This is a genomic window from Roseofilum reptotaenium CS-1145 (genome assembly GCF_028330985.1).
In the GTDB taxonomy this organism is placed as follows: Bacteria; Cyanobacteriota; Cyanobacteriia; order Cyanobacteriales; family Desertifilaceae; genus Roseofilum; species Roseofilum reptotaenium.
Genome location: NZ_JAQMUE010000008.1, coordinates 1 through 25,944, shown reverse-complemented (window position 1 = coordinate 25,944; position 25,944 = coordinate 1). Strand labels below are relative to the sequence as shown.

General features: G+C 45.2%; 21 protein-coding genes. 10 read left to right on the top strand and 11 right to left on the bottom strand.

All coding sequences use genetic code 11. The features are described 5' to 3' along the window. Window positions 1-507 precede the first annotated feature (507 nt). Window positions 508-2,808 (top strand): calcium-binding protein, encoded by a 2,301-nt coding sequence (locus tag PN466_RS00940; RefSeq protein WP_271936205.1) that lies wholly within the window; start codon window positions 508-510, stop codon window positions 2,806-2,808. A 68-nt stretch (window positions 2,809-2,876) separates the two neighbouring features. Here PN466_RS00940 and PN466_RS00935 read toward each other — a convergent pair whose 3' ends face one another. Further along, window positions 2,877-4,112 carry a methionine gamma-lyase family protein gene (locus PN466_RS00935; protein WP_271936203.1) on the bottom strand — a complete coding sequence of 412 codons (1,236 nt, stop codon included), beginning with the start codon at window positions 4,110-4,112 and terminating at the stop codon, window positions 2,877-2,879. 80 nt (window positions 4,113-4,192) lie between these two features. On the opposite strand from PN466_RS00935, the gene PN466_RS00930 reads away from it, so the two are divergent. Both PN466_RS00930 and PN466_RS00925 read left to right on the top strand, forming a co-directional pair. Then, the gene (locus PN466_RS00930) at window positions 4,193-5,014 is read left to right on the top strand and encodes an acyl-CoA desaturase (protein WP_271936201.1); all 822 of its coding nucleotides are present in this window, start codon (window positions 4,193-4,195) and stop codon (window positions 5,012-5,014) included. A 329-nt stretch (window positions 5,015-5,343) separates the two neighbouring features. Beyond that, window positions 5,344-6,768 carry a sensor histidine kinase gene (locus PN466_RS00925; RefSeq protein ID WP_271936199.1) on the top strand — a complete coding sequence of 475 codons (1,425 nt, stop codon included), beginning with the start codon at window positions 5,344-5,346 and terminating at the stop codon, window positions 6,766-6,768. Here PN466_RS00925 and PN466_RS00920 read toward each other — a convergent pair. The 4 genes from PN466_RS00920 to tyrS form a co-directional block, all read right to left on the bottom strand. After that, complete coding sequence (locus tag PN466_RS00920; RefSeq protein ID WP_271936197.1) at window positions 6,765-6,971, bottom strand: hypothetical protein; 207 nt, start codon at window positions 6,969-6,971, stop codon at window positions 6,765-6,767. The genes PN466_RS00925 and PN466_RS00920 overlap by 4 nt on opposite strands. Before the next feature lie 156 nt (window positions 6,972-7,127). Continuing rightward, window positions 7,128-7,544 carry a hypothetical protein gene (locus PN466_RS00915; protein WP_271936196.1) on the bottom strand — a complete coding sequence of 139 codons (417 nt, stop codon included), beginning with the start codon at window positions 7,542-7,544 and terminating at the stop codon, window positions 7,128-7,130. Between the two features lie 221 nt (window positions 7,545-7,765). Next, a complete protein-coding gene (gene pyrF / locus PN466_RS00910) occupies window positions 7,766-8,479 on the bottom strand; it encodes an orotidine-5'-phosphate decarboxylase (protein ID WP_271936194.1) in 714 nt (237 codons plus the stop codon). Window positions 8,480-8,491: 12 nt separating this feature from the next. Then, entirely contained in the window at window positions 8,492-9,694 is a 1,203-nt protein-coding gene (gene tyrS / locus PN466_RS00905) for a tyrosine--tRNA ligase (protein WP_271936192.1), read from the bottom strand. A gap of 173 nt (window positions 9,695-9,867) precedes the next feature. Between tyrS and PN466_RS00900 the strand changes: the two genes are divergently transcribed. Beyond that, window positions 9,868-11,796 (top strand): transglycosylase domain-containing protein, encoded by a 1,929-nt coding sequence (locus PN466_RS00900; protein ID WP_271936191.1) that lies wholly within the window; start codon window positions 9,868-9,870, stop codon window positions 11,794-11,796. A 14-nt stretch (window positions 11,797-11,810) separates the two neighbouring features. On the opposite strand, the gene PN466_RS00895 is transcribed toward PN466_RS00900, so the two are convergent. From PN466_RS00895 to PN466_RS00885, 3 genes are all read right to left on the bottom strand, one after another. Further along, on the bottom strand, window positions 11,811-12,134 hold the full coding sequence (locus tag PN466_RS00895; RefSeq protein WP_271936189.1) for a DUF1825 family protein: 324 nt from the start codon (window positions 12,132-12,134) through the stop codon (window positions 11,811-11,813). Window positions 12,135-12,775: 641 nt separating this feature from the next. Next, entirely contained in the window at window positions 12,776-14,155 is a 1,380-nt protein-coding gene (locus PN466_RS00890) for a hybrid sensor histidine kinase/response regulator (protein ID WP_271936187.1), read from the bottom strand. A 53-nt stretch (window positions 14,156-14,208) separates the two neighbouring features. Beyond that, window positions 14,209-16,959, bottom strand: coding sequence for an ATP-binding protein (locus tag PN466_RS00885; RefSeq protein WP_271936185.1), 2,751 nt, complete (start codon window positions 16,957-16,959; stop codon window positions 14,209-14,211). 466 nt (window positions 16,960-17,425) lie between these two features. Between PN466_RS00885 and PN466_RS00880 the strand changes: the two genes are divergently transcribed. Beyond that, the gene (locus tag PN466_RS00880; RefSeq protein ID WP_271936183.1) at window positions 17,426-17,860 is read left to right on the top strand and encodes an NINE protein; all 435 of its coding nucleotides are present in this window, start codon (window positions 17,426-17,428) and stop codon (window positions 17,858-17,860) included. Here PN466_RS00880 and PN466_RS00875 read toward each other — a convergent pair. Genes PN466_RS00875 through gpmI form a run of 3 tightly spaced genes read right to left on the bottom strand, consistent with a single transcriptional unit; the run spans window position 17,805 to window position 20,665 of the window. Beyond that, the gene (locus PN466_RS00875) at window positions 17,805-18,779 is read right to left on the bottom strand and encodes a peptidase (protein WP_271936182.1); all 975 of its coding nucleotides are present in this window, start codon (window positions 18,777-18,779) and stop codon (window positions 17,805-17,807) included. The genes PN466_RS00880 and PN466_RS00875 overlap by 56 nt on opposite strands. Window positions 18,780-18,783: 4 nt before the next feature. Beyond that, entirely contained in the window at window positions 18,784-19,023 is a 240-nt protein-coding gene (secG, locus tag PN466_RS00870) for a preprotein translocase subunit SecG (RefSeq protein WP_271936181.1), read from the bottom strand. Between the two features lie 43 nt (window positions 19,024-19,066). After that, window positions 19,067-20,665: a 2,3-bisphosphoglycerate-independent phosphoglycerate mutase gene (gpmI, locus tag PN466_RS00865; RefSeq protein WP_271936179.1), complete on the bottom strand. Its 1,599-nt coding sequence runs from the start codon at window positions 20,663-20,665 to the stop codon at window positions 19,067-19,069. A gap of 312 nt (window positions 20,666-20,977) precedes the next feature. Between gpmI and PN466_RS00860 the strand changes: the two genes are divergently transcribed. From PN466_RS00860 to PN466_RS00840, 5 genes are all read left to right on the top strand, one after another. Beyond that, a complete protein-coding gene (locus PN466_RS00860; RefSeq protein ID WP_271936178.1) occupies window positions 20,978-22,180 on the top strand; it encodes an HhoA/HhoB/HtrA family serine endopeptidase in 1,203 nt (400 codons plus the stop codon). Between the two features lie 98 nt (window positions 22,181-22,278). Beyond that, on the top strand, window positions 22,279-22,563 hold the full coding sequence (locus PN466_RS00855; RefSeq protein ID WP_271936177.1) for a hypothetical protein: 285 nt from the start codon (window positions 22,279-22,281) through the stop codon (window positions 22,561-22,563). Between the two features lie 156 nt (window positions 22,564-22,719). Then, window positions 22,720-23,427, top strand: coding sequence for a ribonuclease III (rnc, locus tag PN466_RS00850; protein WP_271936175.1), 708 nt, complete (start codon window positions 22,720-22,722; stop codon window positions 23,425-23,427). Window positions 23,428-23,614: 187 nt separating this feature from the next. Further along, complete coding sequence (locus PN466_RS00845) at window positions 23,615-24,319, top strand: TVP38/TMEM64 family protein (RefSeq protein ID WP_271936174.1); 705 nt, start codon at window positions 23,615-23,617, stop codon at window positions 24,317-24,319. A 98-nt stretch (window positions 24,320-24,417) separates the two neighbouring features. Then, the gene (locus PN466_RS00840) at window positions 24,418-25,701 is read left to right on the top strand and encodes an AAA-like domain-containing protein (RefSeq protein WP_271936172.1); all 1,284 of its coding nucleotides are present in this window, start codon (window positions 24,418-24,420) and stop codon (window positions 25,699-25,701) included. Window positions 25,702-25,944 lie beyond the last annotated feature (243 nt).

Here is a 25,944-nt window from a genome sequence, read left to right as displayed (position 1 = left end):
ATAACTCATCTAAGTACATTCATTACCTCACAAAAATCCTTGAGTTTTGAACTTTAAACTCTCATCTTAATTCAGACGAACTATCATTTTTGTTACACATGATATGATTTTTGCCTAATCCATAGGATTTTCCTATTGCTGTCTATATAGCATAAACATAAATTATTAAAAATAAAATACAGAAAAAAAGAATACTGCGTATTTATACTTAAGTTATTTGTCTTGACATAGATTTCTGCCAGATAAAAAATCAACAGTTCTTGTCTTCTATAGGACTAAACTAGCCAACTTCCACAAAATTTGCTATTATCTGCTGTTTAACCTTATTATTGATCTATCACACCACACAAAAAATAATCTGGAATTAACATAAATGAGTCTGTAGTCCCGGCAATCTAGAGCTAACATGAAAAAGCTAGGTTAAGGTATTGCATTTCTATCAGTAGCTGACTTAGCGTTTGTCTTCTAGAATTCTATCTTCAGTAAATACTCCGGAGTACAGAAATTATGGCAATCATCCAAGGAACTAATAACTCTGAGCTTTTAGAGGGAACAGCCCAAAATGACGTGATTACAGGGCTATTTGGTAATGACACCCTACAAGGGTTGGCTGGAAATGACTTTCTCAATGGTGGTCGAGATAATGATAGCATTGAAGGAGGAGATAATGATGATAATCTGATTGGAGATGCAGGTAATGACACCTTAAAAGGAGGAGAAGGAAATGACCTTTTAGATGGGGGGACTGAAAACGATGAACTCCAGGGAGAAAATGGTAATGATACTTTATCTGGAGGGGATAATGATGATACCCTTCTGGGAGGAGAAGGAGATGACCTTTTAGATGGGGGGCACTGGCCTGATAGTCTAGATGGAGGAGCAGGTAATGATACTCTATTAGGGGGTACAGGGGTTGATACTCTTGATGGTAAGGATGGTAACGATTCCTTAGTAGGTGGTGAACAGGAAGATACTTTAATTGGAGGGGCAGGAAATGACACTCAAACAGGAGATGCAGGAAATGATACAATTCAAGGGGATGCAGGTGCTGACTCTTTATTAGGAGGCACCGGAAATGACCAAATTACAGGTGGCACAGAAAACGATTATCTTAATGGAGAAGATGGTAATGATTCGATCCTAGGAGGTGACGGAAATGACATTGTCTTAGGAGGCACAGGAAACGATACTCTAGAAGGAGAAGCAGGGACTGATAGTCTCGAAGGAGGAACTGAAAATGATTCAATCCTCGGTGGTGCTGATAATGATACTTTAAAGGGAGGAGCAGGAGTTGATACTCTTCAAGGGGGAACGGGGGATGATTCTCTACTTGGAGAAGACGATGGCGACCAACTCGATGGTGGTGACGGCAATGATTATCTAGACGGTGGAGCAGGTCAAAATGCTGTTTCTGGCGATGCTGGTAATGACACCCTAGTCGCAGGAATAGATGCCACTAGCTCTACTTTTGATGGAGGTGCTAATACAGACTGGCTCTCCTTTGCGCAAGCAACTGTTGGATTTACGATCGATTTGAGTGCAGGGACTGCAACAGACACTAATAGTACCATCAGTTATACAATTCAAAATATTGAAGCTGTACTAGGCTCTGCTCAAGCTGATGTAATTACTGGCGGAACCAGTGGATCTTTGACCCTCAATGCTGGTGCCGGAAACGATACTTACAATCTAAACAAGACAAATGGTGCAGGAACAGTAATCAATGATGTGGCAGGAACTGACACACTTAGTATCAGTGATGCTACTCAGTTGGCAATCACTACACCCGGTCAGACGGCAACAACTGGGGATGTAGGAGTATTCCGTGAATCAGAAACGAGTACCAGTTTGATTATTGACTTGAATAATGATGGTGCTTTTAATGCCGCTAATGACCTGAAGATTGATAATTACTTCTCAACCACTGAAGGTATTGCTGGGGGTATAGGTGTAATCGAGACAGTTGGTAATTTGACAAGTACAGCTATCCTGGCTGCATTTCCAACCCCAAACCCAACCCCAACCCCAACTCCAACCCCAACCCCAACTCCAACCCCAACTCCAACTCCAACTCCAGGTATAACTGACCCAGTGGCTCCTCCGTCGAGTAGTCCAACTCCAACTCCAACTCCAACACCCGGTCTGAACCCGGTTCCTGGAACTTCAGGAGATGATTTGTTGACAGGAACGACGGGTAGTGATAGTTTACAAGGCTTGGATGGCAACGATCAACTGTATGGTCTTGGCGGTGATGATGTCATGACGGGTGATACAGGTAACGATATCGTTAGTGGCAATACAGGTAACGATCAGATCTCGGGTGGTATCGGTAATGATACTGGATTTGGTGGTCAAGGGAATGATACCGTCAATGGTGATGAGGGTGATGATTCGTTGATGGGCGATCGCGGCAACGATACGGTTTCTGGTGGTACAGGTAACGATACCAGCTTCGGCGGCCAGGGCAATGACTCCCTCATTGGTGGTGATGGTAATGATGTCCTGAGTGGAGATTTTGGTACGGATACCTTACTGGGTGGAGCCGGTAACGATCTGTTTGTTCTCCGCACCAGTACAGCAGTTGCCACTGTAGCACAAGCGGATCTCATCCAAGATTATCAAGTTGGCGTTGATATTATTGGCTTAACCGGTAATTTGACCCCTGCTGCTTTGACGGCGACCATCAACGGTAACAATACGGTGCTGAGTATTACAGCAACCAACCAAATTTTGGGTGTTCTGACCGGTCAGTTTACCTTGCAACAGTTGACATTTGTCTCAGTTCAACTGCCAAATGGCTTAATTTAAGTCGTCAGCAACCTCGGTAGGGGCTTTCCAGCCGGAAAGCCCCTATATATTTGGGACGATCGCCTTTTTCAGGCTTTCACAGACTCTACCGCAGCGATCGCCGCTTCCAAAGCGATCGCCACATGCGTCCAATGGGTTCCTCCCTGACAAAACACCACATAGGGTTCCCGCAACGGCCCATCTGCTGACAACTCGGAGGTACTCCCATCAATAAACGTACCCCCAGCCATCACTAACTCACTCTCATATCCAGGCATCTCCCCCGGAACCGGATCGAGGTAGGAACCCACCGGAGAAAACTGTTGAATTGCCCGGCAAAATGCCTTTAATTTATCGGGTGAACCCAAGCGAATGCCCTGAATCAGATCCCGTCGGGGAGCCGAAGGAGCGGGATTCACGGCATATCCCAGGCGCTCGAACACATACCCGACCAAATAATTCCCCTTCAATGCCTCGCCCACCATCTGCGGAGCCAAGAATAAACCCTGGTATAACAGGCGATGCTGGTCAAATGTAGCCCCTCCCGTACTGCCAATTCCAGGGGCGGTCAAGCGGCAAGCAGCCTGCTCTACGAGGTCAGAACGACCAGCCAGATACCCACCAGCCGTCATCAAAGTTCCCCCCGGATTCTTAATCAAAGACCCCGCCATCAAATCTGCCCCCACTTCCGTGGGTTCCTGTTCTTCCACAAATTCCCCATAGCAGTTGTCCACAAAACAGACGGTATCTGGATTTTGCCCCTTCACCATCTCCACAATTTTGGCAATATCCGCAATAGACAAACTCGATCTCCAGGAATAGCCACAAGAGCGCTGAATCAAGACCATCCGCGTCTGTGGTTTCACCCCTTGCGCTAGAGCTTCCCAATCCATTTCACCTTTTGGCGTTAACTCCAACTGACGGTACTCAATCCCATAGTCCATCAGCGATCCCGCCCCTTTACCCCGCAGTCCAATTACCTCCTCCAGGGTGTCATAGGGAGCGCCTGCAACCGAGAGCAGCTCATCTCCCGGACGCAATACCCCAAAAAGGGCACAGGCGATCGCATGGGTTCCCGATACCAACTGCACGCGGGCGATCGCCCGTTCCGATCCCATGACTTCAGCCAAAACGCGATCGAAGGTTTCCCGCCCTAGGTCATTATGACCATAACCCGTTACACTAGAAAAATGATGTACCCCCACTTTCTGCGATCGAAAAGCCTGCAAAACTTTTCGTAAATTGTGCTTAATTCGAGCATCCACGCTAGAAAAAATAGGGGCGAGTGCATGTTGTGCCTCTTGGATCTGTTCTAAGGGATTCATTTTTCTCTACTAATGGGTAAAGGGGCGCAATCGTTCCAAACAGCAGGATATCCTGCATTGTTATAAATTGAGATTACTGCATGAGTGTTGCCACAACCAATAAACATCCCCTAGATTGGGTCAACGTCAGCTACTTCCTATTAATTCACCTAGCGGCCTTGTTTGCTTTCCTGCCCAGTAACTTTAGTTGGTCTGCGATAGCATTAGCTCTAGTCCTCCACTGGATTACGGGTGGATTAGGCATTACCCTAGGATTTCACCGTTTAGTCAGCCATCGGAGTTTCCAAGCCCCCAAATGGCTAGAATACTTCCTCATTTTTTGCGGCAGTTTAGCCTGTCAAGGCGGTGTACTTGATTGGGTCGGACTTCATCGGATGCACCATCTTTATTCAGATACTGAAGCCGATCCCCATGATTCTAACGCTGGGTTCTGGTGGAGTCACATGGGATGGCTTTTACATATTATTCCTAAACGCAGTGAAGTCCCCCGGTTTACCAAAGATATTGGGGATGACCCAGTTTACCAGTTTTTACAAAAGAATTTTGTCCTGATCCAAGTTGCCTTTGGTCTCCTCTTGTATTTCTTAGGCGGTTGGCCTTTTGTCGTTTGGGGAATATTTGTCCGCTTGGCTGTTGTCTTCCATTGCACTTGGTTTGTCAACAGTGCCACTCATAAGTTTGGTTATGTTACCCATGAAAGTCATGACCACTCCAAAAATTGCTGGTGGGTTGCCCTCGTTACCTATGGTGAAGGATGGCACAATAACCATCATGCCTATCAATATTCAGCTCGCCATGGTTTGCAATGGTGGGAAATTGATATGACTTGGATGACAATTCGACTGCTTGAGATGTTGGGATTAGCGACTAATATCAAATTAGAACCGAAATCGAGTCAATAGATTGTTAACCCGCTCATGAATTTAAGGGTTGCTCAAAGGCAACCCTAATTTTTTTTAAAGTTTACATATTAAATCAAATGCTACTTTTCTCGCGGGCGATCGCCGTCAGTGGGGAGGAGTTAAAAGAAGTTACTGATGTCAGAAAATCCCCTTAAAGTGAATGTGGCTCAATGATTGCCTTTAATTCAGGATAGTGTAGCCGTAGTTCAAGGGATAATTCACCGTTAATAAATAAACCTTCAGGGTTCCTTTAGAGCATTATCAGGCTTTTCTCAGAATTGCAACTTAATCTGTAGGGGTGAGGGGAAGTTACTGGCACAGATGAGAGCATGTTAATTAAAAATTTAGGGCATCGATTTAAGTTTAAGTTTAACTCGCTACAATTTCGTCTCACGCTGGGTCTAGCAATCGTGTCTGGAATTGGATTAGGATCAGTTGCCATTGCCACAGGCTTAAAAATGCAGCAACAATTGGTCTTAACCCATAAACAAAATATAGAATACATTGCCGAACGCTTACCGAATGATATCAAGATTTATAGTCAACGCTTTAGCCAGCGTGAAACTTTAGAAATGGTGATTCAAGATGTAAGCGCTGAAAATATTTTTTTGTGGATTCAAGCTCCAGATGGTGAAATTATTGCCCGATCGCCCAATCTCCAGCGATCGCTCTATCCCGAAAATGCCGATCTCCTCAACATTAGTAATGCTCCCATTCAACCGGAAGTCTACCCCTACAAAGGGCGCTATTTGGTTCTCTGTGCCGGCCCACTCAGGGCAAATGAGCAACACTTGGGTAAACTCTATCTGGCTCAAGATATCACCTCAGAGCAAAAAATGCTTCTGGAAATGCTCAGGAATTTGATCGGGGTGAGCGTGTTTGCATTGCTCCTGATTGTGATTATGATGGCGGTCTATATTCGGCGATCGCTCGATCCGGTGCGTAAAATTAGCGAATATGCAGTTAAAATTTCGGCACAAGATTTAGGGGAAGTTTCCCTCAGCTTAGATCCAGCTCCTTCCGAACTACAAGAGTTGACTAAAACCTTAGATTTGATGCTCTCGCGCTTATCTGAATCTTGGGAACATCAGCGGCAATTTGTCAGCAATGTTTCCCATGAGTTGCGAACCCCGTTAACCATTGTCCATGGCTATTTGCAAAGTACCCTAAGACGGGGAAAAAATCTTACCGAACCTCAACGGGAAGCCCTGGAAACCGCAGCAGGAGAAGCCGATCGCACGATTCAATTGTTGCAAGATTTGCTAGAACTGGCACGGACGGATAATGGACACATTCATTTTGAACTGGACAAGATATCCCTAACCGACTTAGTTTTAGAAGTTGTTGATATGGCGCAACAGTATAGCAACCGGAGTATAGAACTGGATTTAGGGGAGTGGCCGGTGGAGATTAAAGGCGATCGCAATCGCTTAAAGCAAGTCTTGCTTAATTTAATCGATAATGCCGTCAAATATTCCGACCCTGACACCGTAATTACCGTGAAACTCGATAAAGAGAGCGACCGCGTTTGTCTGCAAGTGTGCGATCGGGGTGAAGGCATTCCCCTAGCCCATCAAGCCAGAATCTTCGAGCGCTTTTACCGCGTTGACGACGCTCGCGCCCGTTCCACAGGCGGAACCGGCTTAGGCTTATCCATTGTCAAAACCCTGATCGAAGGCATGGGAGGGCGCGTCAACGTCGTTTCCAAATTGGGAGAGGGCAGCACTTTCACTATCAGCTTACCCATTCATTAACTATTGCGAAAGTACTGCCTTCTCCCCAGAGCAGGAGCATTAATCCAGATCCTCATATGAGTTAAAGATAAACAATAAGGTTGGGTGGGTGTGATAATATTCACCATAATGCCACCTGGGTCACCCGCATACATAACCTGGCCTACCTCCAGCCAACTGTCTGCCGCGATCGCCTTATCTTCAATGTTCTCATTTTTAATCATCTCCATCATTCATTTAGTCAGACAGATACAGAAGGGTAGAGCGGCTTCCAACTTCTCGGTCAGTGAGATCGCTTGCTGATATAGCAGTGAAAGAGTTGATTAGGACAGTGAGGTTATGGTTTGAGGCAATAGGCACGAATCGCAATAGAAAATGTCCTAACTCTCCCTTTCGCTGCTATAGAAACTCGCTTTCTGATTAAACTGATAATCGCGCAGCCAAATCCGAATCGCCTCGGAAATGGCGGCTTCTCGACTCTCTGGTAAACGAAATAACCGCTCCCCATCCGTCACTGCAGACAAGAGTAAGACCAACTCCCATCCCTGTTCAGTCTCGCTCAAAAACAGCCAATAATAGACTTGGCGATCGACAATGCTCAACCCTTCATAGGTGCGCTCTAAGGAGGTGAGAAACACTTGACGGGAATTGTCTGGAATCTCTTCTTCAAAGGGAAGCGGTAAAGGGTCAAAATCGGGTTTTCCCACCGTAATGACTGAGGGTAAAGGATTCGGTTTTATCAAGTCGCGCTGACGCTGAATCATCCGATTAGCATAACCGGGAAAATCCTGCACCATATCCTGGATTAACTGCTCAAAATTATCCCCATCGCGTAAAGCGCTAGGGAATAGGGAATGGGGAATAGGGAATAGGATCGTGGTACATAGCTTTGGGGATGCGACCTTGCCCTTGCACTCCACAACATTGCAAAGCGCTGGAGTTGAGGCAACCCTAACTTCTGAACCTTCATACACAACCCAAGGATGTCCAAGGGTCAAGTTCCAGAACAGCATCGGATTTAACCTGTAAGCTCATCAATAATCCGCCTCCAGGCTCCTTGGGGATCGGTAGCCGCTGTGATGGGTCGCCCAATCACTAAATAACTCGCCCCTGCTTTAAGTGCCTCTTGGGGAGTCATCACCCGTCGCTGGTCTCCCCCTTCAGCCCAAGTCGGGCGTACCCCCGGACAAACCAACAGAAACTCGTCACCACAGACACGCCGCAGTTGGGTCGCTTCTTGAGGAGAACAGACAGCCCCCTGAATGCCCGATTCCTGGGCGAGTAGAGCCATCTGTAGAGTATATTCAGGCAACTCCACAGGCACTTTGAGATCGAAGGCTAAATCTCGCGAATTTAAGCTTGTGAGCAAGGTGATTGCTAACAGATTCGGAGGGGATAATCCCACCGATTCCGCCCCTTCTCTGGCGGCTTCTAGGGCACGCTGCAAGGCGGTTCGACCGGCCACTCCATGGACAGTCAACAAGTCCACCCCATAGCGTCCGGCGGCTCGACAGGCTCCAGCCATGGTATTGGGGATATCATGAAATTTGAGGTCGAGAAAAATGCGCTTGTGCCGTTGTTTGAGTTCATCGAGGATGCTGGGGCCAGTGCTGACAAATAATTCGAGGCCCACTTTCCAGAACTCGACATCGGGCAATCGATCCAAAAGAGCGATCGCCTCTTCCCGACTTGAAACATCCAACGGCACGATAATGCGGTGGCCAGCCGTCATACTTTCCCCTCCTTATTTCATCAACCGCGCAAACTTGTTTTTACCCACCTGCAACACTTTGCCCTCCATCTCCTCAGCTTGTTCAAACACTAAATTGGGATTGCTCACTTTTTCCCCAGCTAATTTTACCCCACCGCCTTGGATCAAACGCCTCGCTTCCGAAGATCCCTTGGATAATCCCGCTGCGCTGACAATGTAAAATAACTTGGCTGGAAACTCCACATTTTGCAAACTAAACTCAGGAATCGTTCCCGCTTCTCCTTGACTCAACGCTGCTTTTTGAGCTTCTAAAGCCGCTTCCTGCCCCTTATACTGAGTTACCACATCCAACGCTAATACCTTTTGCCGTTCCCTAGGATTGTCTGGTAACTGATCCCAAGAAAGATTAGTGAGCAACTCCACATAATCTTGAATAATCGAATCCGGAGTTTTTTCCAACTTAGAATACATGGTGACAGCATTCTCCCACACTCCCACATAATTGCCCAAGGATTTCGACATTTTCTGCACTCCATCCGTCCCCAGCAAAATCGGGACTAACAAACCAAACTGAGGTTTAAGTCCAAAATGGCGCTGTAAATCTCGACCCACGGCAATATTAAACTTTTGGTCAGTTCCTCCTAACTCCACATCAGCCTTGACTGCCACAGAATCATAGCCTTGCATCAGAGGATAGAGAAACTCATGGAGATAGATCGGATTTTCCTGGCTATAGCGTTCAGCAAAGCCTTCTTTCGCCAACATTTGGCCCACCGTCATCGTGGCCAAAAGTTTTAAAATTTCACTTAAATCCAACTGGCTCAACCATTCCGAGTTATAGCGAATTTCCAACCGTCCGGGAGTCTCAAAATCTAGGATAGGACGCAATTGATCCAAATAGGTTTGGGCATTTTCCTTCACCTGTTCGCCCGTTAATTGACGGCGCACCTCAGATTTTCCGGTTGGGTCACCAATTTGAGCGGTAAAATCACCAATAATCAAAACTGCTGTATGGCCAGCATCCTGAAAGGCTCGCAATTTCCGCACAGCAATACTATGGCCGAGATGCAAATCTGTCCCAGTGGGATCGATGCCTAATTTTACTCTCAACGGTTGTCCGGACTGCTCAATGCGTCGTTGTAAGTTCTCATCAGGATCGTGACTATCGGGGCGATCGGGAAAAATTTCACTTACACCGCGATGCAGCCAATTCCAGGTTGAGTTGATACTTGTCATGGGATCAGAAGTTCTATAATCCATTAATATTTTGCTAATCTCTGTAATAACTGTTAACACTTATCGCGGGTACAGGTTAAACTATGGGTCAGTCCCCATTCATCCATCCCCTAAGACTCAAGGTCTGGTTCTTATCCCTATCCATTTGTTCGAGCTGAGGAAGTTAAATCACCGTGTCGTCTAATACTATCAGTCGTAAGCCATCTAAATCTATTACCCCGGCCCTTCAATTTGTCCAAGGTGTGGGCAAAGTGGCAGGGGGTACGATTTTGGGAGTGATGATGCTCACCAGTTCTATCTTTGCTGGAGGACTGGTGGGTTTGGCCTTAAGTTTTCGGAATCTGCCGGATGTCCGCAGCCTGAGAAGCTATATGCCGACAGAGACCAGTTATATCTACGATATTAATGGTGAACTGCTGACCCGGATTCATGATGAGGCCAACCGGGAAGTGGTTCCTCTAGAGCGGATTTCTCCCCATTTGAAACTGGCGGTGTTGGCGATCGAGGATTCCCATTTCTACCAGCACAATGGGATTAATCCCAGTAGTGTCGGTCGGGCATTGTTAGCCAATATTGAGAAGGGAGGGATTCGAGAGGGGGCTTCCACCATTACGATGCAGTTGGTGAAAAACCTGTTTCTGTCTCCAGAGCGGCAATTGAGCCGGAAGGTCGCTGAAGCGGTTTTAGCCCTGCGCTTAGAGCAAATTCTGACCAAAGATGAGATTTTAGAACTATATCTGAACCAGGTGTACTGGGGTCATAATACATATGGAGTAGAGACGGCTGCCCAAAGTTATTTTGCCAAAGCGGCAGCGGATCTAACGTTGGCAGAATCAGCAATGATGGCGGGTTTGATTCAAGCGCCCGAGAGTTTTAGCCCCTTTGTGGATTATAAGTTAGCCAAACGACAGCAGGCGATCGTTTTGGGGCGGATGCGAGAATTGAATTGGATTACGGCTGAGGAAGAGAAAGAAGCGAAAGAACAGCCGTTATTGGTGGGACGGGTGACTTCTTTTGGTCAAAGTAAAGTGCCCTATTTAACGGAGGCAGTAATTCAAGAACTCTCAGACCGCTTTGGTCGCGATATGGTGGTCAAAGGCGGATTGCGGATTCAAACCACCATCGATCTGAGGCTCCAACGAATTGCCGAGCAAACGGTTAAGGATTGGCATAGTCGCCTCTATAGCCGAGGTGTTTATTACGATTACGATAATGGACAATTAGCTCTTGTAGCGGTTGACCCTCGCACCCACTTTGTGAAAGCTATGGTCGGAGGGTTTGACTATGAAACCAGTCAATATAACCGAGCGGTGCAAGCGCAACGACAACCGGGGTCTTCGTTTAAACCGTTTGTTTACTATGCGGCATTTGCCAGTGGCAAATATACACCTGAGTCGGTGGTAAATGACTCGCCAGTCAGGTATCGGGATGGTAGTGGCTATTATTCTCCCCAAAACTATGGGGGGAGTTTTTCCGGGCCGGTAAGTTTGCGAAAGTCTCTTGAAGTATCTTTGAATGTACCAGCGGTTAAAATTGGTCAAGCGGTTGGTCTGAATAAGGTGGTTGAAGTCGTCCGTAATTTGGGGATTAAAAGTCCTATGGACCCGGTAATTTCCTTACCTTTGGGATCGGTTGACTTAACACCTTTAGAGATGGCTGGTGCGTTTGCGACGTTTGCGAACAATGGTTGGCATTCACAACCGACGTTTATTGCCCAAGTGATTGATAGCCATGGCAATGTTTTATTGGATAATACGCCTAAGCCGAAGCTGATTCTCGATCCTTGGGCGGTGGCTTCTCTCAATAGCACGTTACAAGGGGTGATTTCACGGGGAACGGCTACTGGTGCTAGATTGGGCCGTCCAGCGGCTGGTAAAACGGGAACCACAACTTCGGAGCGGGATATTTGGTTTGTGGGTTATGTGCCCCAATTATCTGTAGCGGTTTGGGTGGGCAATGATGATTATAGACCTCTGGCTAAGGGAGTTACTGGAGGTACATTTGTAGCTCCGATTTGGCGCGATTTTATGCACAAAGCTTTGGCGAATGAACCGGTCGAGAAATTCCGTTCTCCAAGTGAATTTCCCCGACCACAGCCATAGGATGGGTTCAACATTTACGATTGTTTTTCCAGTTCAGATTTCATCCGCTCTAGGGTGAAATTCATTTGATCGAACATTTGTTGTGGGGTGACTCCAAATTGCCCCAACTGGGTTTTGAGCTGTTCAACGGTCATTTGGGCCATGAAGTCTTCGGAGAGTTCAAAGCGTTTCATAAATACTTTATATCGATCCATTAAGGCTTCCATCTGTTCGATGAACAGCTTTTTTCCTTCTCGATCGAATTTGCCATAGTCACTGCCAAGTTGGATCAGGGATTGATAATCCTCAAAGAGTTTCTTTGCTTCTTGTTGAACAATTTCTGAATCAAAAAATCCCATGGCTTTTTTTGGATAGGTTTACTGATGGTGTTAAGGGCATTGAGATGATGCACTGCTTTTATTCTAATGGAGTGGGAGATGGGAGTAAAATTCGGTTTTCCGTATTTATAGGGAATGGGGAAATCACGAGACACGGAGATGCGGGGACATGGGGACGCAGAGAATAGGATACCCCTCTTTTGTCAGTGTACTGAAAGAGGGGTAGAATAAGAGGGAAGGCAAAGAGCTGAAAAGTAGAGTAGACAATAAATGGACAATTACTGCTCCACAAATATGTAGCTCAAGATGCACAAGTAAGGATGGGTTGTTATTATTCGTAGTAACTATCGAGTATGGATGTCGTCACACTAGCAAGTCAGATCAAATCCGAATAATCAGTTACGATATGTTATTGCAAAGGTCGCGCCAGTGGAATGAAGCAATCGCAACAATCCCCAATCTTGGTGATTGCTTCCCTCCGATCGCAATGACAACTGTCTAATACCATTTCTCTATGATGATGCGCTTTAAAAAAGGGCCCCCAGTCCCTTGCCTCCTAAGGATCGATTAATGGCAATCTTAAAGAGAAATGGGATAACCGGATTTGAGATCAGAAGCAAACAGAAGCAGTCATTTCGGCGCATTGATAAAAGAGGATTACGTTAAGACAGTGGGAGCGAGATCGCAAATTTCGTCCCTTTCCCAAATTCCGATTCAAACCAAATTTTTCCCCCATGTTGTTCTTCAATAATTTCCCGAGAAATGGAAAGTCCTAAACCCGTTCCTTTTCCCACACCTTTAGTCGTAAATAAATGATCGAAAACTTTCTTTTGAATTGCTTCTGCCATTCCTATGCCATTATCTTCAATCCAGACAATGATTTGATCTTTTTCTGCACCCACTTCAGTTTTAATGGTAATCCGTTGAGGTTGAGAATGAGAAGGATTTTGTAAGGCCTCATCAAGGGCATCGATCGCATTAGAGAGAAGATTCATAAACACTTGATTGAGTTTTCCTGGAAAACAGTTAATTTCCGGCACATCACCATATTCTTTAAGCACTTCGATCTTGGGACGTTCTCCAGTCTCTTTGAGGCGATATTTTAAAATTAATAATGTACTATCAATTCCTTCATGAATTTTAAAATTAGCTTTCCGATCGCTATCTCTACGAGAAAACGTGCGGAGGGATTTGCTAATATTGCGAATGCGATCAGCACCGTTTTTCATCGATGTAATTGTTTTCGGTAAATCTTCAACCAAAAAATCCAGTTCAATTTCTTTAATGTATTCTTGGATTTGTTCATCACGATCCGGCCCTTCATTTTGGTAAAGATCTACTAATCGAATTAAATCTTGAATATATTCAAAAGCATATTTAATATTTCCATCAATAAACCCAATAGGATTATTGATTTCATGGGCAACTCCAGCCACCAGTTGACCTAGTGTTGCCATTTTTTCACTTTGCACTAATTGTAATTGGGCTTTTTTTAGTTCCTCTAAATTGTTTCCCAATTGAAAATTCGTACTTTCTAGTTGACGATTTGTACGTTCTAATTGTTTCACTGTATTTTCTAGTGTAATAGTTTTTTCTTGCAGTTTTCTGTCCTGAATTTCTGTTTTCTCTTGTAATTTTTTTTGCAATTTGGATAACATGATATGCGTTTTAACGCGAGCTAAAACTTCTGCTGCCTGAAAAGGTTTAGTCATATAATCAACTCCTCCTATCTCAAACGCTTTGACTTTATCAAATACATCGTTGAGGGCACTAATAAAAATCACGGGTATATCTCGCGTCCGTTCATCAGCTTTCAACTTCTGGCACACTTCATAACCATCCATTTCTGGCATTTGAATATCAAGTAAAATCAAATCAGGATACTCCCGATGAATTCCTTGAAAAACCAATCGTCCGTTAGGTACAGGACGAACCTTATAACCTTGTTCTGATAATATACGGATTAAGAGTTGAAGATTGGCTGGAGTATCATCAACAACAAGAATGTTTCCTGGTTCTGGATCAATGGAATTAAAGTTCATAATTTTGATAATCAAGATTTGTGTATTAGTCAGACACCTATATACTTCGCAGTTTAGCTCAACCAATTTAGAACTTTATCGTATTCAAAGCGATCGCAGAATTGTTGCACAGTTTCCGCCAGAACTTCATCAAATTGACGAATTTCTAGAACTGTCCCAGCGATCCCACTTAAATCCGATCTCAAGATAACATCTTGTAATTTCTCTTTTAGGGTGTCCGGTAACGCTTTTATTTTTTCTTCAATGGATTCTTGAATTTCTTCTTCTTTACTCGGCGCGCTCTCAATTTCCTCGTAAAGAAAGCGCACTCCGATATGTTCTTCCATCTTCTGGAAAATCTCTTCCTCTCGAAATGGCTTCCTCATAAAATCGTTGCACCCGGCCGATAGTACCACCACTTTTTCTTCTTCTAAGACGCTTGCAGTGAGAGCAATTATTGCCACGGCTTGCCCTTTTGTTGTTGCTTTGATCTTTTGCGTGGCAGTATAGCCATCCATTACTGGCATTCGCATATCCATCCAAATCAGTTGCGGTTCCCACTCTTCCCAGATTTCGATAGCTTCTTGTCCATTACTCGCTTCTTTGAGTGACAATCCCAAGGGAGAGAGGAGTTTGATTAAAAGTTGGCGATTGAGGGGTTTGTCATCGACGATGAGGATGCGATAGCGGGGTTGGTTGGTTTCGAGAGCAATAACTGGACGTTTGGGGGCTTTACGTTCAATATCACTCTCTTTAACGATGGTAGCTTTGATTTCAAAGGAAAAGGTCGTGCCTTTGTTGACTTGCGACTTGACTTGGATATCGCCTCCCATCAGTTGCACGAATTTGCGAGAAATGGGCAAACCTAAGCCGGTTCCTTCTTGTGCTTGTTTTCCGCTTTCGGTTTGGACAAAGGCTTCAAAGAGCTTGTCGAGTTCTTCAGGAGCAATTCCCGCTCCGGTATCTTCGACTTCAAATAGAATGCGAGTCGAATTTTCGTTTTGGGATTCTTTGCCCACTCGAACGGAAATGCCCCCTTCTTCGGTAAATTTAATGGCGTTGTTAATGAGGTTGATTAACACTTGACGCAGTTTGACTTCATCGGTGCGAATATATTGAGGGATCTCGTTGGTATGCTCGACTAAAAGTTGCAGTCCTTTGGCTTCGGCTTTGAGGTGGAGCATATCTTCAATATCTCCGAGAAGCTGATGGAGATCGAAGTTTTTCTCATTGAGGGTTATGCGTCCAGCTTCAATTTTCGAGAGATCCAAGATGTTGTTAATCAAGGTGAGCAAATGTTCGCCACTGCGATTGATAATACTGACATTTTCTTGATGTTCCTTGGGCAATGTTTGGGAGCGGGTCATAATTTGCCCGAAACCGAGAATGGCATTGAGGGGACTCCTCAACTCGTGGCTCATATTGGCAACAAAAGTACTTTTGGCTTGATTGGCAATTTCGGCTTTTTCTTTGGCGATCGCCAGTTCCGCAGTTCGCTCTCGGACTCGGCCTTCGAGGGTTTCAAATGATGCTTTAAGCTGGATTGCCATGCGATTAAAGGCATTCGCAAGAGTATTGAGTTCGGAAATTGTCCCGCCAGAGACTTCCTGCTCTAAATCTTCGCGAGACAGGGCTTCTGCCGATCGCGCCAAACCCAAAACGGGTTGAGTCACCCAGCGCGAGGTATAGAGTCCGAGGAGTGCAGCAGCGATGAGTGCTAAAAGACAGAGTAAAACCGTATTTCGGGTATTGGCATCGATCTGCTCCATAAAATCAGCTTCGGAAACCACGACAACGATCAACCAATCCAAACCATAATTGTCTTGAAAGGGGGAAATGCTGGCAAACTGACGTTGACTATCAATCATAAATTCGAGTTGATTTTCCTCGTCGATCGATTCAAAACCTTGAAATTTTTCTTGTATTGCTAGGGCTGTTTGACGAATTAAGGGCATTTCACTCTCATTTGCTGGCAATTTCTGTGCTTCTTCTCCTGTGAGAGCTTTGACATAAGGTGATTCGTCGCTGGAACTACCCACCAGAAAGCCATCGCGCTCGATAATAAAAACTTTACCCGTTTTTCCGACTTCAATTTGACCCAAGAACTTGCTAATTCCCTCCAAGGAAAAATCTACGGCTGTAACGCCGAGAAGTTGGCCGTCATTGTCATAAAGGGGTTGACTGGCTGTTGTTCCCAAAATTCCTTCTGCATAGATATAAACATCTGTCCAAGTCGCTTTTTTTGCTTTTACTGCTTCGCGAAACCAAGGACGCTGCCGTGAATCATAATTGTTGGCAACGATCGCGCCATCTTCTTCATAGTAGGGTTGCGAGGTTTCATAACCCATTTCATCGGCGACATAGCTATGTAAGCCCCCTGGCTTGAAATCCGGTGTATAAGCTAATTCGATATTCTTTTCGCCCAAATCAAATAATCCCGCACCTGCATAACCTCCAGCAGCATTCCCAAAGAAAATAAAGAGCGGTACGGTTTGGCCAAAACTCTGACTCTGATTCCAAAAATGTTGCATTAATTCCGAGCGATCGCCAATATCGAGCATACCGAGAGCGATCGCTCTGGCATTCATTTGATTGATTTCAATGGGTTTAGCCATAAAGCTGGTCAAGTGAAGTTTAACGCGGGCAACAACTTCTTGGCGGAGTTGACGGACAACATCATTGACTGCTTTTTGACCGTTGCGGATGGAAAAATATCCCGTTAGGCTAACTGCTACAATAATTTGGGTAATAAAAGGAAGGACAAGAATAAGGCGTAAAGGGAAGAAGTGAGCGTTTTTTTGTTGAGAAACGATTTGCTTAGTCAATTTAACCTCCAGATATGATGAAATTTATAGTTCAATTTTCTCTGCTAATTTATTAATTAGCATAATCATGATTCTCCCTAGTACGGGAGGCATCATTAATTACTTCTTTTCCTGGGGAATAGCTAGAAAAAATCATCTCATCTCTCCCTAGATTGTAACTTGCATCACTCTACTATAGCTAGGGTATAATAGCTTTTCTAAGATAACCTTTTGATCAATAAGCGTCTACTCTAATCCTTTTCTGTCACTCTTGGAAATTGTGATGTTTCGGTATCACCTAGAGATCGAAGGTTTTAGCGAGTGCCACGCTTTTTCAATACTTTTTTCCTCCGCATAAATCCCTTCACTTAATTCCTACCTGATTGGGCATACTGAGAAAAGAAGAGTAATTCTACGAAATTTAGGGCTATCAGAGGGTCTATTATATGTATAAGCAGATTAGGATGGGCTTTATAGGTGAAATGAGGTGTTGAATAAGGAAAAGAGTCGAAAAGTGGGTATGATTTTGGCGTTTTCTGGGATGTTGATTCCGATCGCCGGATTGCATAAGTTTTATTTAGGTCAACCTTTATGGGGAGCGATCTATTTATTATTGTCTTGGACTCCAATTCCCCATGTGGCTAGCGCAATTGATGGTGTGTGGTATTTGGTACAAAATGATGAAGAATTTAACCAGAATTATCCCGGCCCGGTTCCTGTTATTCCAGGACTGAAAATCCCCCAAGTGAATTGGTCAAAGTTCTGGCCAAAGCAGGATTCTACACCTACTGGCCCGATCCGAGACCAGGTGGAGTCGGTAGCGGATGCCCTACGGCAGTTAGAGGCTTTGCGTCAAGAGGGACTGATTACTGAGTATGAGTTTGAACAGAAACGCCGCCAACTTTTAGATAAGATTGCTTAGGATAAGGAGGTAATTTCGGCAGTTGGGGGAGTTTGGGCAATGCAGGAAGCATCGGGAGGGGAGGTAGGGTAGGTAGAGACTGAAGGCTGGGCAGGGTGGGTAGAGAGATCTTGTAACCCCATAGACGAGAGTGTTGTGACGGCACTGGCCAACCGAGGTGGGTGGGTTGTTGATAAATGCGTTTCAAGGTATTGAGGTCGCGGGAGGAGATGGGGGGAGGATTGGGCACTTGGGAGAAATAGAGCGCATCGGTGGGTTCGGGAGAATGGCCCCAAATGCCGATCGCATGGCCCAGTTCGTGACGAGCAGTGGCGAGGGTATATTCTGAGGTTTGATTTGGAGTCAGGAAGATTTCACAGCGATGGAGCAGGTATTCCCGATCGGGCGGATGGGGGAGAGACCCAAGATAGAGTTCATAGTTAGTGGTAGCCGATCGCACGCGTCCAAGCTGACCATCGGGGCCGAGTTTGAGGGGAGGGCGCTGTCGGTGAATGATGATATGGGCTTGATCGGGGCGATCGCTAATTTCTAAGGGAAAATAGGCTTGCCATTCCTGAATGGCACGGGTGACGGCTTCAACCCAACGCGGATCGGGGGTCTCGATATCGAGACCCACTTGTACGGGGAATTGAGACCAAATTAAATACCCAATTTTGAGGGGTTTAATGGCTTCAAAATAGTCTCCAAGTTCTTCCGGATCGTGCCATTGGGCTAAAAGGGGGGGGAGGGGATGGGCTTGCGGTGGAGAAACCCTAATTCTGGGGGGAAGGGCTAGAATGGTTGTACAAGAAAAGACCGCCAACAAGACTGTGGCGATCGCGTAAGCGATGGGTCGCATCATCATGCCCATGCAAGATCTTAAGCATAGACCTTGACGGGAAAGGTTTAACCTTTTGGCTATCCATCGCCAAGGAGCCATGGCATTAACCAACGGGTTCTAACCATCCAGCGCTTAACACTACCGTTAAGCCAAGAAAGAGAACAGTTAAAGCCCAGGTTGTCCGATTTAAGGTTGTTTCAGCACTTTTAGCACTGGTAAATAATTGGGCTTGGCCGCCAATACCGCCAATACCGTCTCCTTTCGGACTATGGAGAAGAATTAAGACCACCAGACTAAAGGCTGAGATGGCCCAAACAATTTGTAGGATACTGACAACACTCATAAGGTGAAATGGAATAAACAATCATGGAGCCAGAAGTGCGGGTTTACCGAGAGAGGGAAACCGGCGATCGATTGGTTTGCACTTCATAGACAGGGTTCTGAAACATGGATTTCCCGGTCATTTCCTTGGGTTGAGGAATTTGTAGAATTTCCAGGATGGTAGGGGCAATGTCTGCCAAACAACCATCGCTTCTCAAGGCAACATTGTTGCCATGGCCGGGAATTTTACGCTTTTCACCTTCAATCAGGATAAAAGGCACGGGGTTCGTCGTATGGGCTGTCCAAGGATTCCCTTTCTCATCGTACATGAGTTCGGCATTGCCATGGTCGGCAATAATAATTGTGGTTCCTCCGACTTTACCAATCGCCTCGATCAGATGACCTAAGCAGCGATCGACCGTTTCAATGGCCTCAACGGCTGCTTCCATGATTCCTGTATGACCCACCATATCCGGATTGGCATAATTCATCACTACCATAGAATAAACCTGTTCTTCAATGGCAGCGATCGCCGTTTCCGTCACGGCTTCAGCAGACATACTCGGCTGGCTATCGTAGGTGGGAACCTGGGGAGAGGGAATTAATTCTCGGTCTTCTCCTTCTACTGGATCTTCGAGTCCCCCATTAAAGAAATAGGTTACATGGGCATATTTTTCGGTTTCTGCGGTGCGAAACTGTTGTAGTCCTTGTTGGGCCAAAACCTCTGCCAAAATATTATTCAGGTCTTGGGGTTCAAAGGCCACAGACACCGGCAGATGGGAGTCATATTGGGTAAACGTGACAAAGGACAGGGGATCGATGAGAGTCCGATCAAATCCGTCAAAATCGGGATCGACGAAGGCTTGGGTAAGCTGCCGAGCGCGATCGGGGCGGAAGTTAAAAAAGATTATGCCATCCCCCGGTTCTACTGAACCTGGAGCGCAACGGACAGGGATCGCAAACTCATCGGTGATTCCTTGCTCATAGGATGCTTTTAAGAGTGAGATCGCGTCCCCTTGAGCAGTAATAGTATCGTCGATGAGGACTTGATAGGCTTTTTGCACCCGATCCCATCGGCGATCGCGATCCATGGCATAATAGCGGCCCATGAGGGTGACAATTTTCCCGACTCCCATGCAGTTGAGTTCTGCTTGCAGTTTTTCCAGGTTTTTCACCCCATCGGTGGGATAGGTGTCACGACCATCCATGATCGCATGAATACAGACTTGTTCAATCTCCTGTGTTTTGGCTAGTTTTAGTAATCCCAATAGATGGTCTAGGTGGGAATGAACCCCTCCATCTGAGCAAAGTCCAATCAGATGGAGTTTGCTAGAGTGAGATTTGACTTGCTCACAGACCTTTTGTAAAGCGGGGTTCTCTGGTAAGGAACCTTCTTCTACTGCATCACTAATGCGAAGTAGTTCTTGTTTTACAATTCGGCCTGCGCCAATGTTCATATGACCCACTTCTGAGTTACCCATTTGCCCTTGAGGTAACCCGACAGCTTTTCCAGAGGTTTGAATTAATGTATTAGGGTAAGCTGCCTGTAGGCTATCCATTATGGGTGTTTTCGCGACGGCAATGGCGTTTCCGTCGGTGGCTTCACGGTAACCCCAGCCATCTAAAATGACCAGCACCACAGGAGATATCGGTGCTTTTGCCATAACCTATTCACCCTTTTGCTGAATTTCTGTGCCCATCATACCATCAGTGTGAAAAAGCTGCTGCTTAAAATAGCGCTTCGCGCTAGGGAATAGGGAATCGGGGATAGGAAATAGGCAATAGCTTGTATGGTTTAGGGTCTAAGGCTTCAAGCTGTACGCTATAGAAGAGAGAATCGCTATAGAGGTAAAAGGGAATTGAAAATGGGAAGCTAAAATTAAGGGAGTTAGTTTAAGGTGTCGATAGTAAACAAGATGTATTTTTGCACTTGTATTCTTCATGGTAATCAGAATCTTCTGGGTGGATAAAAGGCTATGAGCTTATTGGTTAAACGAGCGATCGCTTATCTGGGTGTATTTGTTATGGGAAGTAGTGCAGGTTGGCTAGGGAGCCGATATCTGGAGCGAGATCGGGTTTTAAGCTATTCCGATTCTTCTGCGCTTCCTGTTGTGTTGCCTCCCTTACCTCAACCTTCGGCGATCGCTAAATCAACAGAGCCTATCCCCACTAATTTTATTGCTAGAGCTGTGGAAAAAGTAGGACCGGCCGTAGTCAGAATTGATGCGACTCGACGAGTAAAATCTCAGATTTCTCCACCGTTTCGCAATCCGTTATTGGATCGGTTCTTTGGAGATGATATCCCTGCTGAACCGGAACGGTTAGAGCGGGGAACGGGATCGGGGTTGATTTTGAGTACCCAAGGACAGTTGATTACCAATGCCCATGTGGTTGAAGGTGCAGATGTGGTAGATATTACGCTTCGAGATGGGCGAACTTTTGAGGGCGTGGTCTTGGGTAGAGATCGGGTGACGGATATTGCTGTAGTTAAAATTGAGGCTCAGGGCTTGCCTGTGGTAGAAATCGGTGGCTCAGAGCCTTTAGTACCGGGACAATGGGCGATCGCCATTGGCAATCCGTTAGGTTTAGACAATACGGTGACGGCTGGGATTATTAGTGCCACGGGGCGATCGAGCGCTCAAGTCGGTATTCCGGATAAGCGCGTGCGTTTTATTCAAACTGATGCCGCCATTAATCCGGGAAATTCCGGAGGACCCTTATTAAATGAGCAGGGCCAAGTAATTGGCATTAATACAGCCATTCGTGCTGATGCCCAAGGATTGGGATTTGCCATTCCCATTGAAACTGCCCTACGGGTCGCCGATCAATTATTTACCACAGGTACAGCCGAACATCCGTTTTTGGGCATTCAAATGGTCGATTTAACCCCTGCCGCTAAATCTTTATTGCAACAACAGCAATTCCCGATCGCTGAAAGCCTCAATGAAGGAGTGATTATTACAGGAATTGTCAAGAATTCCCCAGCGGAAAATTCCCAATTACAACCTGGAGATATTATTCTGAGGGTCGATGGAATTCCTGTACAAAAGGCCACGGAAGTCCAAGAGCTAGTAGAACAATCTACCGTGGGCGAATTATTGTTTTTAGAAGTTAATCGAGCAGGTCAGAAAGTAGAGATTTCTATTCGCCCTGGAACCTTGCCCCAGTCCCAACCCTAAGCCTGGTCAATTGACCGCAGCGATCCGGATGAGAGGAAGGTATCGAAGTAGGGGATCAAAATCAAGAATTGATCGGATTTTATTTCCACAAAGAACCCATGATTGATTATTATAAAGGTTGGATTATTCAGGTTTATTTCGACGAACAATATTGGCATGTAGATCTAATGAGTCTAAAAGGAGATTATTCCGGCATGGGGTGTTTAGTCGGTATTCATTCCAATCCCTTTTCTGCTCTTCAGGAAGCTCGCGATCGCATTGACCGACGAAATGCTTGGAAAAGTCTGGAGCAGGTCTTAGCTGAGTTTCGTGATTGCGGCTTGATTTCTGACATCGAATGGGATTATTTAAGGGACTCCTTAACCTGTTGGGTTGTACAATAATGCAAAAGGGAATAGGGAATAAGTTGGGTGAATTAAAAGACAGTCCTAACTGCTTCGCGGTTTCTGTAATCCTTGATTGGATGTGCAGTTGAGCAATCTCCGGTTGACCTGTTCATAGAAAAAGTGATATAATGGTAAACTATTTTGAGATAGTATATGCCTCGTTCCAGTCAACCCATTCAACTGCCAACCCTAAAAGATGAAGCTCTTTGGCTTCATGCTTTAACCCATCGATCCTATACAAATGAGCATTCAGATACCCTCGAAGATAACGAAGCATTAGAGTTTTTGGGAGATGCGGTTTTAGGGTTTTTGGTCAGTGAACTCATTTATAAGCGGTACGGCAGTTCCGTAAACATTACAGAAGCTCAAATGACACGATTGCGCTCTAAATTAGTCGATGAAAAGCAATTAGCGCGATTAGCCGGAGAATTAGGTATAGGTGACCTGATGCGTTTGGGGAAAGGGGCAATCCAAAACAATGCCCAGAACAATCCAGCTTTACTCAGTGATACATTAGAAGCCATTATTGGTGCATATTATTTAGATGCTGGTATCGTCAAAGTGCGGCAGTTTGTCACCCGTTTGTTTACAGACATTGCTGATGATTTGATAGAGTCATCGGACGATCAAACTCTTCCCAACTTAATTGATAGTAAAGGAAAATTTCAGCAATGGGCATTGAAAGAATATCAACAAACACCAGACTATAAATTAGTTAAAGAAGCGGGAGAAGATCATGAGAAAATTTTCTGGGTTGAAGTTTGGGTAAAGGGGAAAAAGTATGGAGAAGGTCAAGGTCGTCGCAAAAAGGAAGCTGAGAAAAAAGCTGCTGAAGATGCCTTGCAGCATGTCGGTGGTTAGATCAATTAAAAATGGGTAGGCGTTGGGGACAATTGCCTCTAGCGAGGATAATATAAAGCGACCATCACCCATTCCCAGCGTAAAGCCCTATATTTTCATCTTCTCCTCAGCAGAATTTCAGGTTAGATTCACCAGCATGAAGTATTCTAACTCTTAGCTCAGAGTTGGAGAAGATGGAGTTAATCAGATGAACAGGGGTCTAGGTCAACGAGCGATCGCCTTAATCTTAATTGCATCTGGTGTTGCCTTCATGATTATCGTTCTGCAAGGGAAAAATATGCAGGACTTGCTCAAAACCCTCCTGATCTCAATTCAATATTCTCAACAGGGTATTATCGCTTATATTCTCTTGTATAATCTTGCTACTGTACTATTAATTCCCGCTGTCATTTTAACCCTGGGTGGTGGTGCAATCTATGGCGTATTCTGGGGATCGATTTATGTATTTATTGCTTCCACATTAGGGGCAACTTTGGCATTTCTATTAGGACGGTATGTTTCGAGGGATTGGGCAATCCGCAAACTCTCCCAATATCCCAAATTTCTTGCCCTCGATCGGGCAGTTGTTAAATCTGGATTTAAGATTGTATTATTAACTCGCTTATCTCCTATTTTTCCCTTTAATTTACTCAATTATACCTTTGGAGTGATGCAAGTTTCTCTTCAAGATTATGTTTTGGGATCGATCGGTATGATTCCGGGTATTGTTGGTTATACTTATATTGGTTCTTTAATCGGGGATATTACCCAATTAGGGAATTCCAGTCTGGATTTAGGGATCAGAGGACAGATAGTTCAAGGTACAATTTATGCGATCGGGACTTTAGCAACCTTAAGCTTAATTATGTATGGCTCAAAATTAGCTCAGAAAACTCTAGAAGAAACGCTATAAATATCAATCTAATAGGGGCGCAAAATTTTGCGCCCCTAAAATTTTTGTATAACTGAGTTATACCTGAGTTCGGGGGGTAGGTATAGAAAGCGGCTATAGTGAAATCAGGTCATCAGTACTCTATCATGTCGCGATCGCTAAAAGTTGCCCCCCAATTTATTTCCCAGGTTAAAGCAGCCGTGAAACGCCAAGATTATCCCCGTCAGAAAGATTTGGCAGATGAGTTGCAGCTATCTCTGGCGACGGTGAGTAACTATCTGAATGGGAAAGCGGTGGATAATGTGAATTTCCAGGAGATTAGCGAACGACTGGAGCAGGATGTGGAGGCGATCGCCATTTTCGAGGATACCACAGATCGGCCAGAGGATAGCCCGGCGATCGCTCTCCTGCTGCAAAACCCCTCGCCCCTTTACATCCAACGTCCTCCCATTGAATCATCTTGCCACAGTGCCCTCATCCATCCCGGTGCATTATTGAGGATAAAATCCCCCCGTCTGATGGGAAAAACTGCACTCATGGCGAGAACTTTAGTGCAACTGACTCAGGAAGGTTATCGGTTTGCCTATCTCAACTTTCACCTAGCCCATGAAACCGACTTCAGCCATATTGATGCCTTTCTCAAATGGTTTTGTATCAGTTTCGGGCACAGTTTAGGCATTCCCAATCAGTTGAAAAATTACTGGGATGAAGAGTTTTCCACCTCCAAAGTCGATACCACCGACTATGTGCAGAACTATCTGCTTCCCAAAGCCAAATCTCCCGTTATCTTATGCTTAGATGAAGTAGACCGAATTTTTCCCTATCCTCAAGTTGCCTCGGAATTTTTAGGCTTACTTCGAGCCTGGCACGAGCGGGGAAAAGTGGAATCGGTTTGGCAGCAGTTGCGTTTGGTTGTTGTCCATTCCACGGAAGTCTATATTCCCCTAAACATTAACGAATCTCCCTTTAATGTTGGCGTGCCCATTGAATTATCAGAATTTACCCTTTCCCAGGTGCAAGAATTTGCCCAACAGCATCAACAGAATTGGAGTCAATCTTCTGTAGAGCAACTGATGGAAATGGTAGGAGGTCATCCTTATCTGATTGAGCAAGCATTTTCCCATTATCGCACTGACCCGGATTCCTTGGAACTGCTCTTAAAAGAAGCACCCACAGAAGCCGGAATTTATGTCAATCACCTGCGCCATCTCTGGAATATTGTGCAACAGCATCCTGATTTAGTGAAGGCGTTATCGGCAGTGATTGAATCGGATACTCCCGTGCGTTTGGACTCCATGGATGCTTACAAGTTGTACAGTTTAGGATTAGTGAAACGACAGGGTAATAATGTCTTCCCCAGTTGTCGATTATATCGAGACTACTTTCGGGATTTTTTGCCCTAATCAACCAATAGTAGTGGGCAATGCCCATCAAAAATAGGGCTTTGTTCGTAGTAATCACTTTAGTGATTAAAAGCCTAGCTGGAGATTGCTAAAGGAGAGATCCAGTAGTGGACTGGCAAGCTTAAAATTGTGGGTAAGAGTTATCGGAGGTACCTATGAGTAACCCCAAGCTTAAGTATCGCATTAAATTGAGTACAGAGCAACGTCAAGAACTGATAGATGTCGCGAAAAATGGGGAAAAGT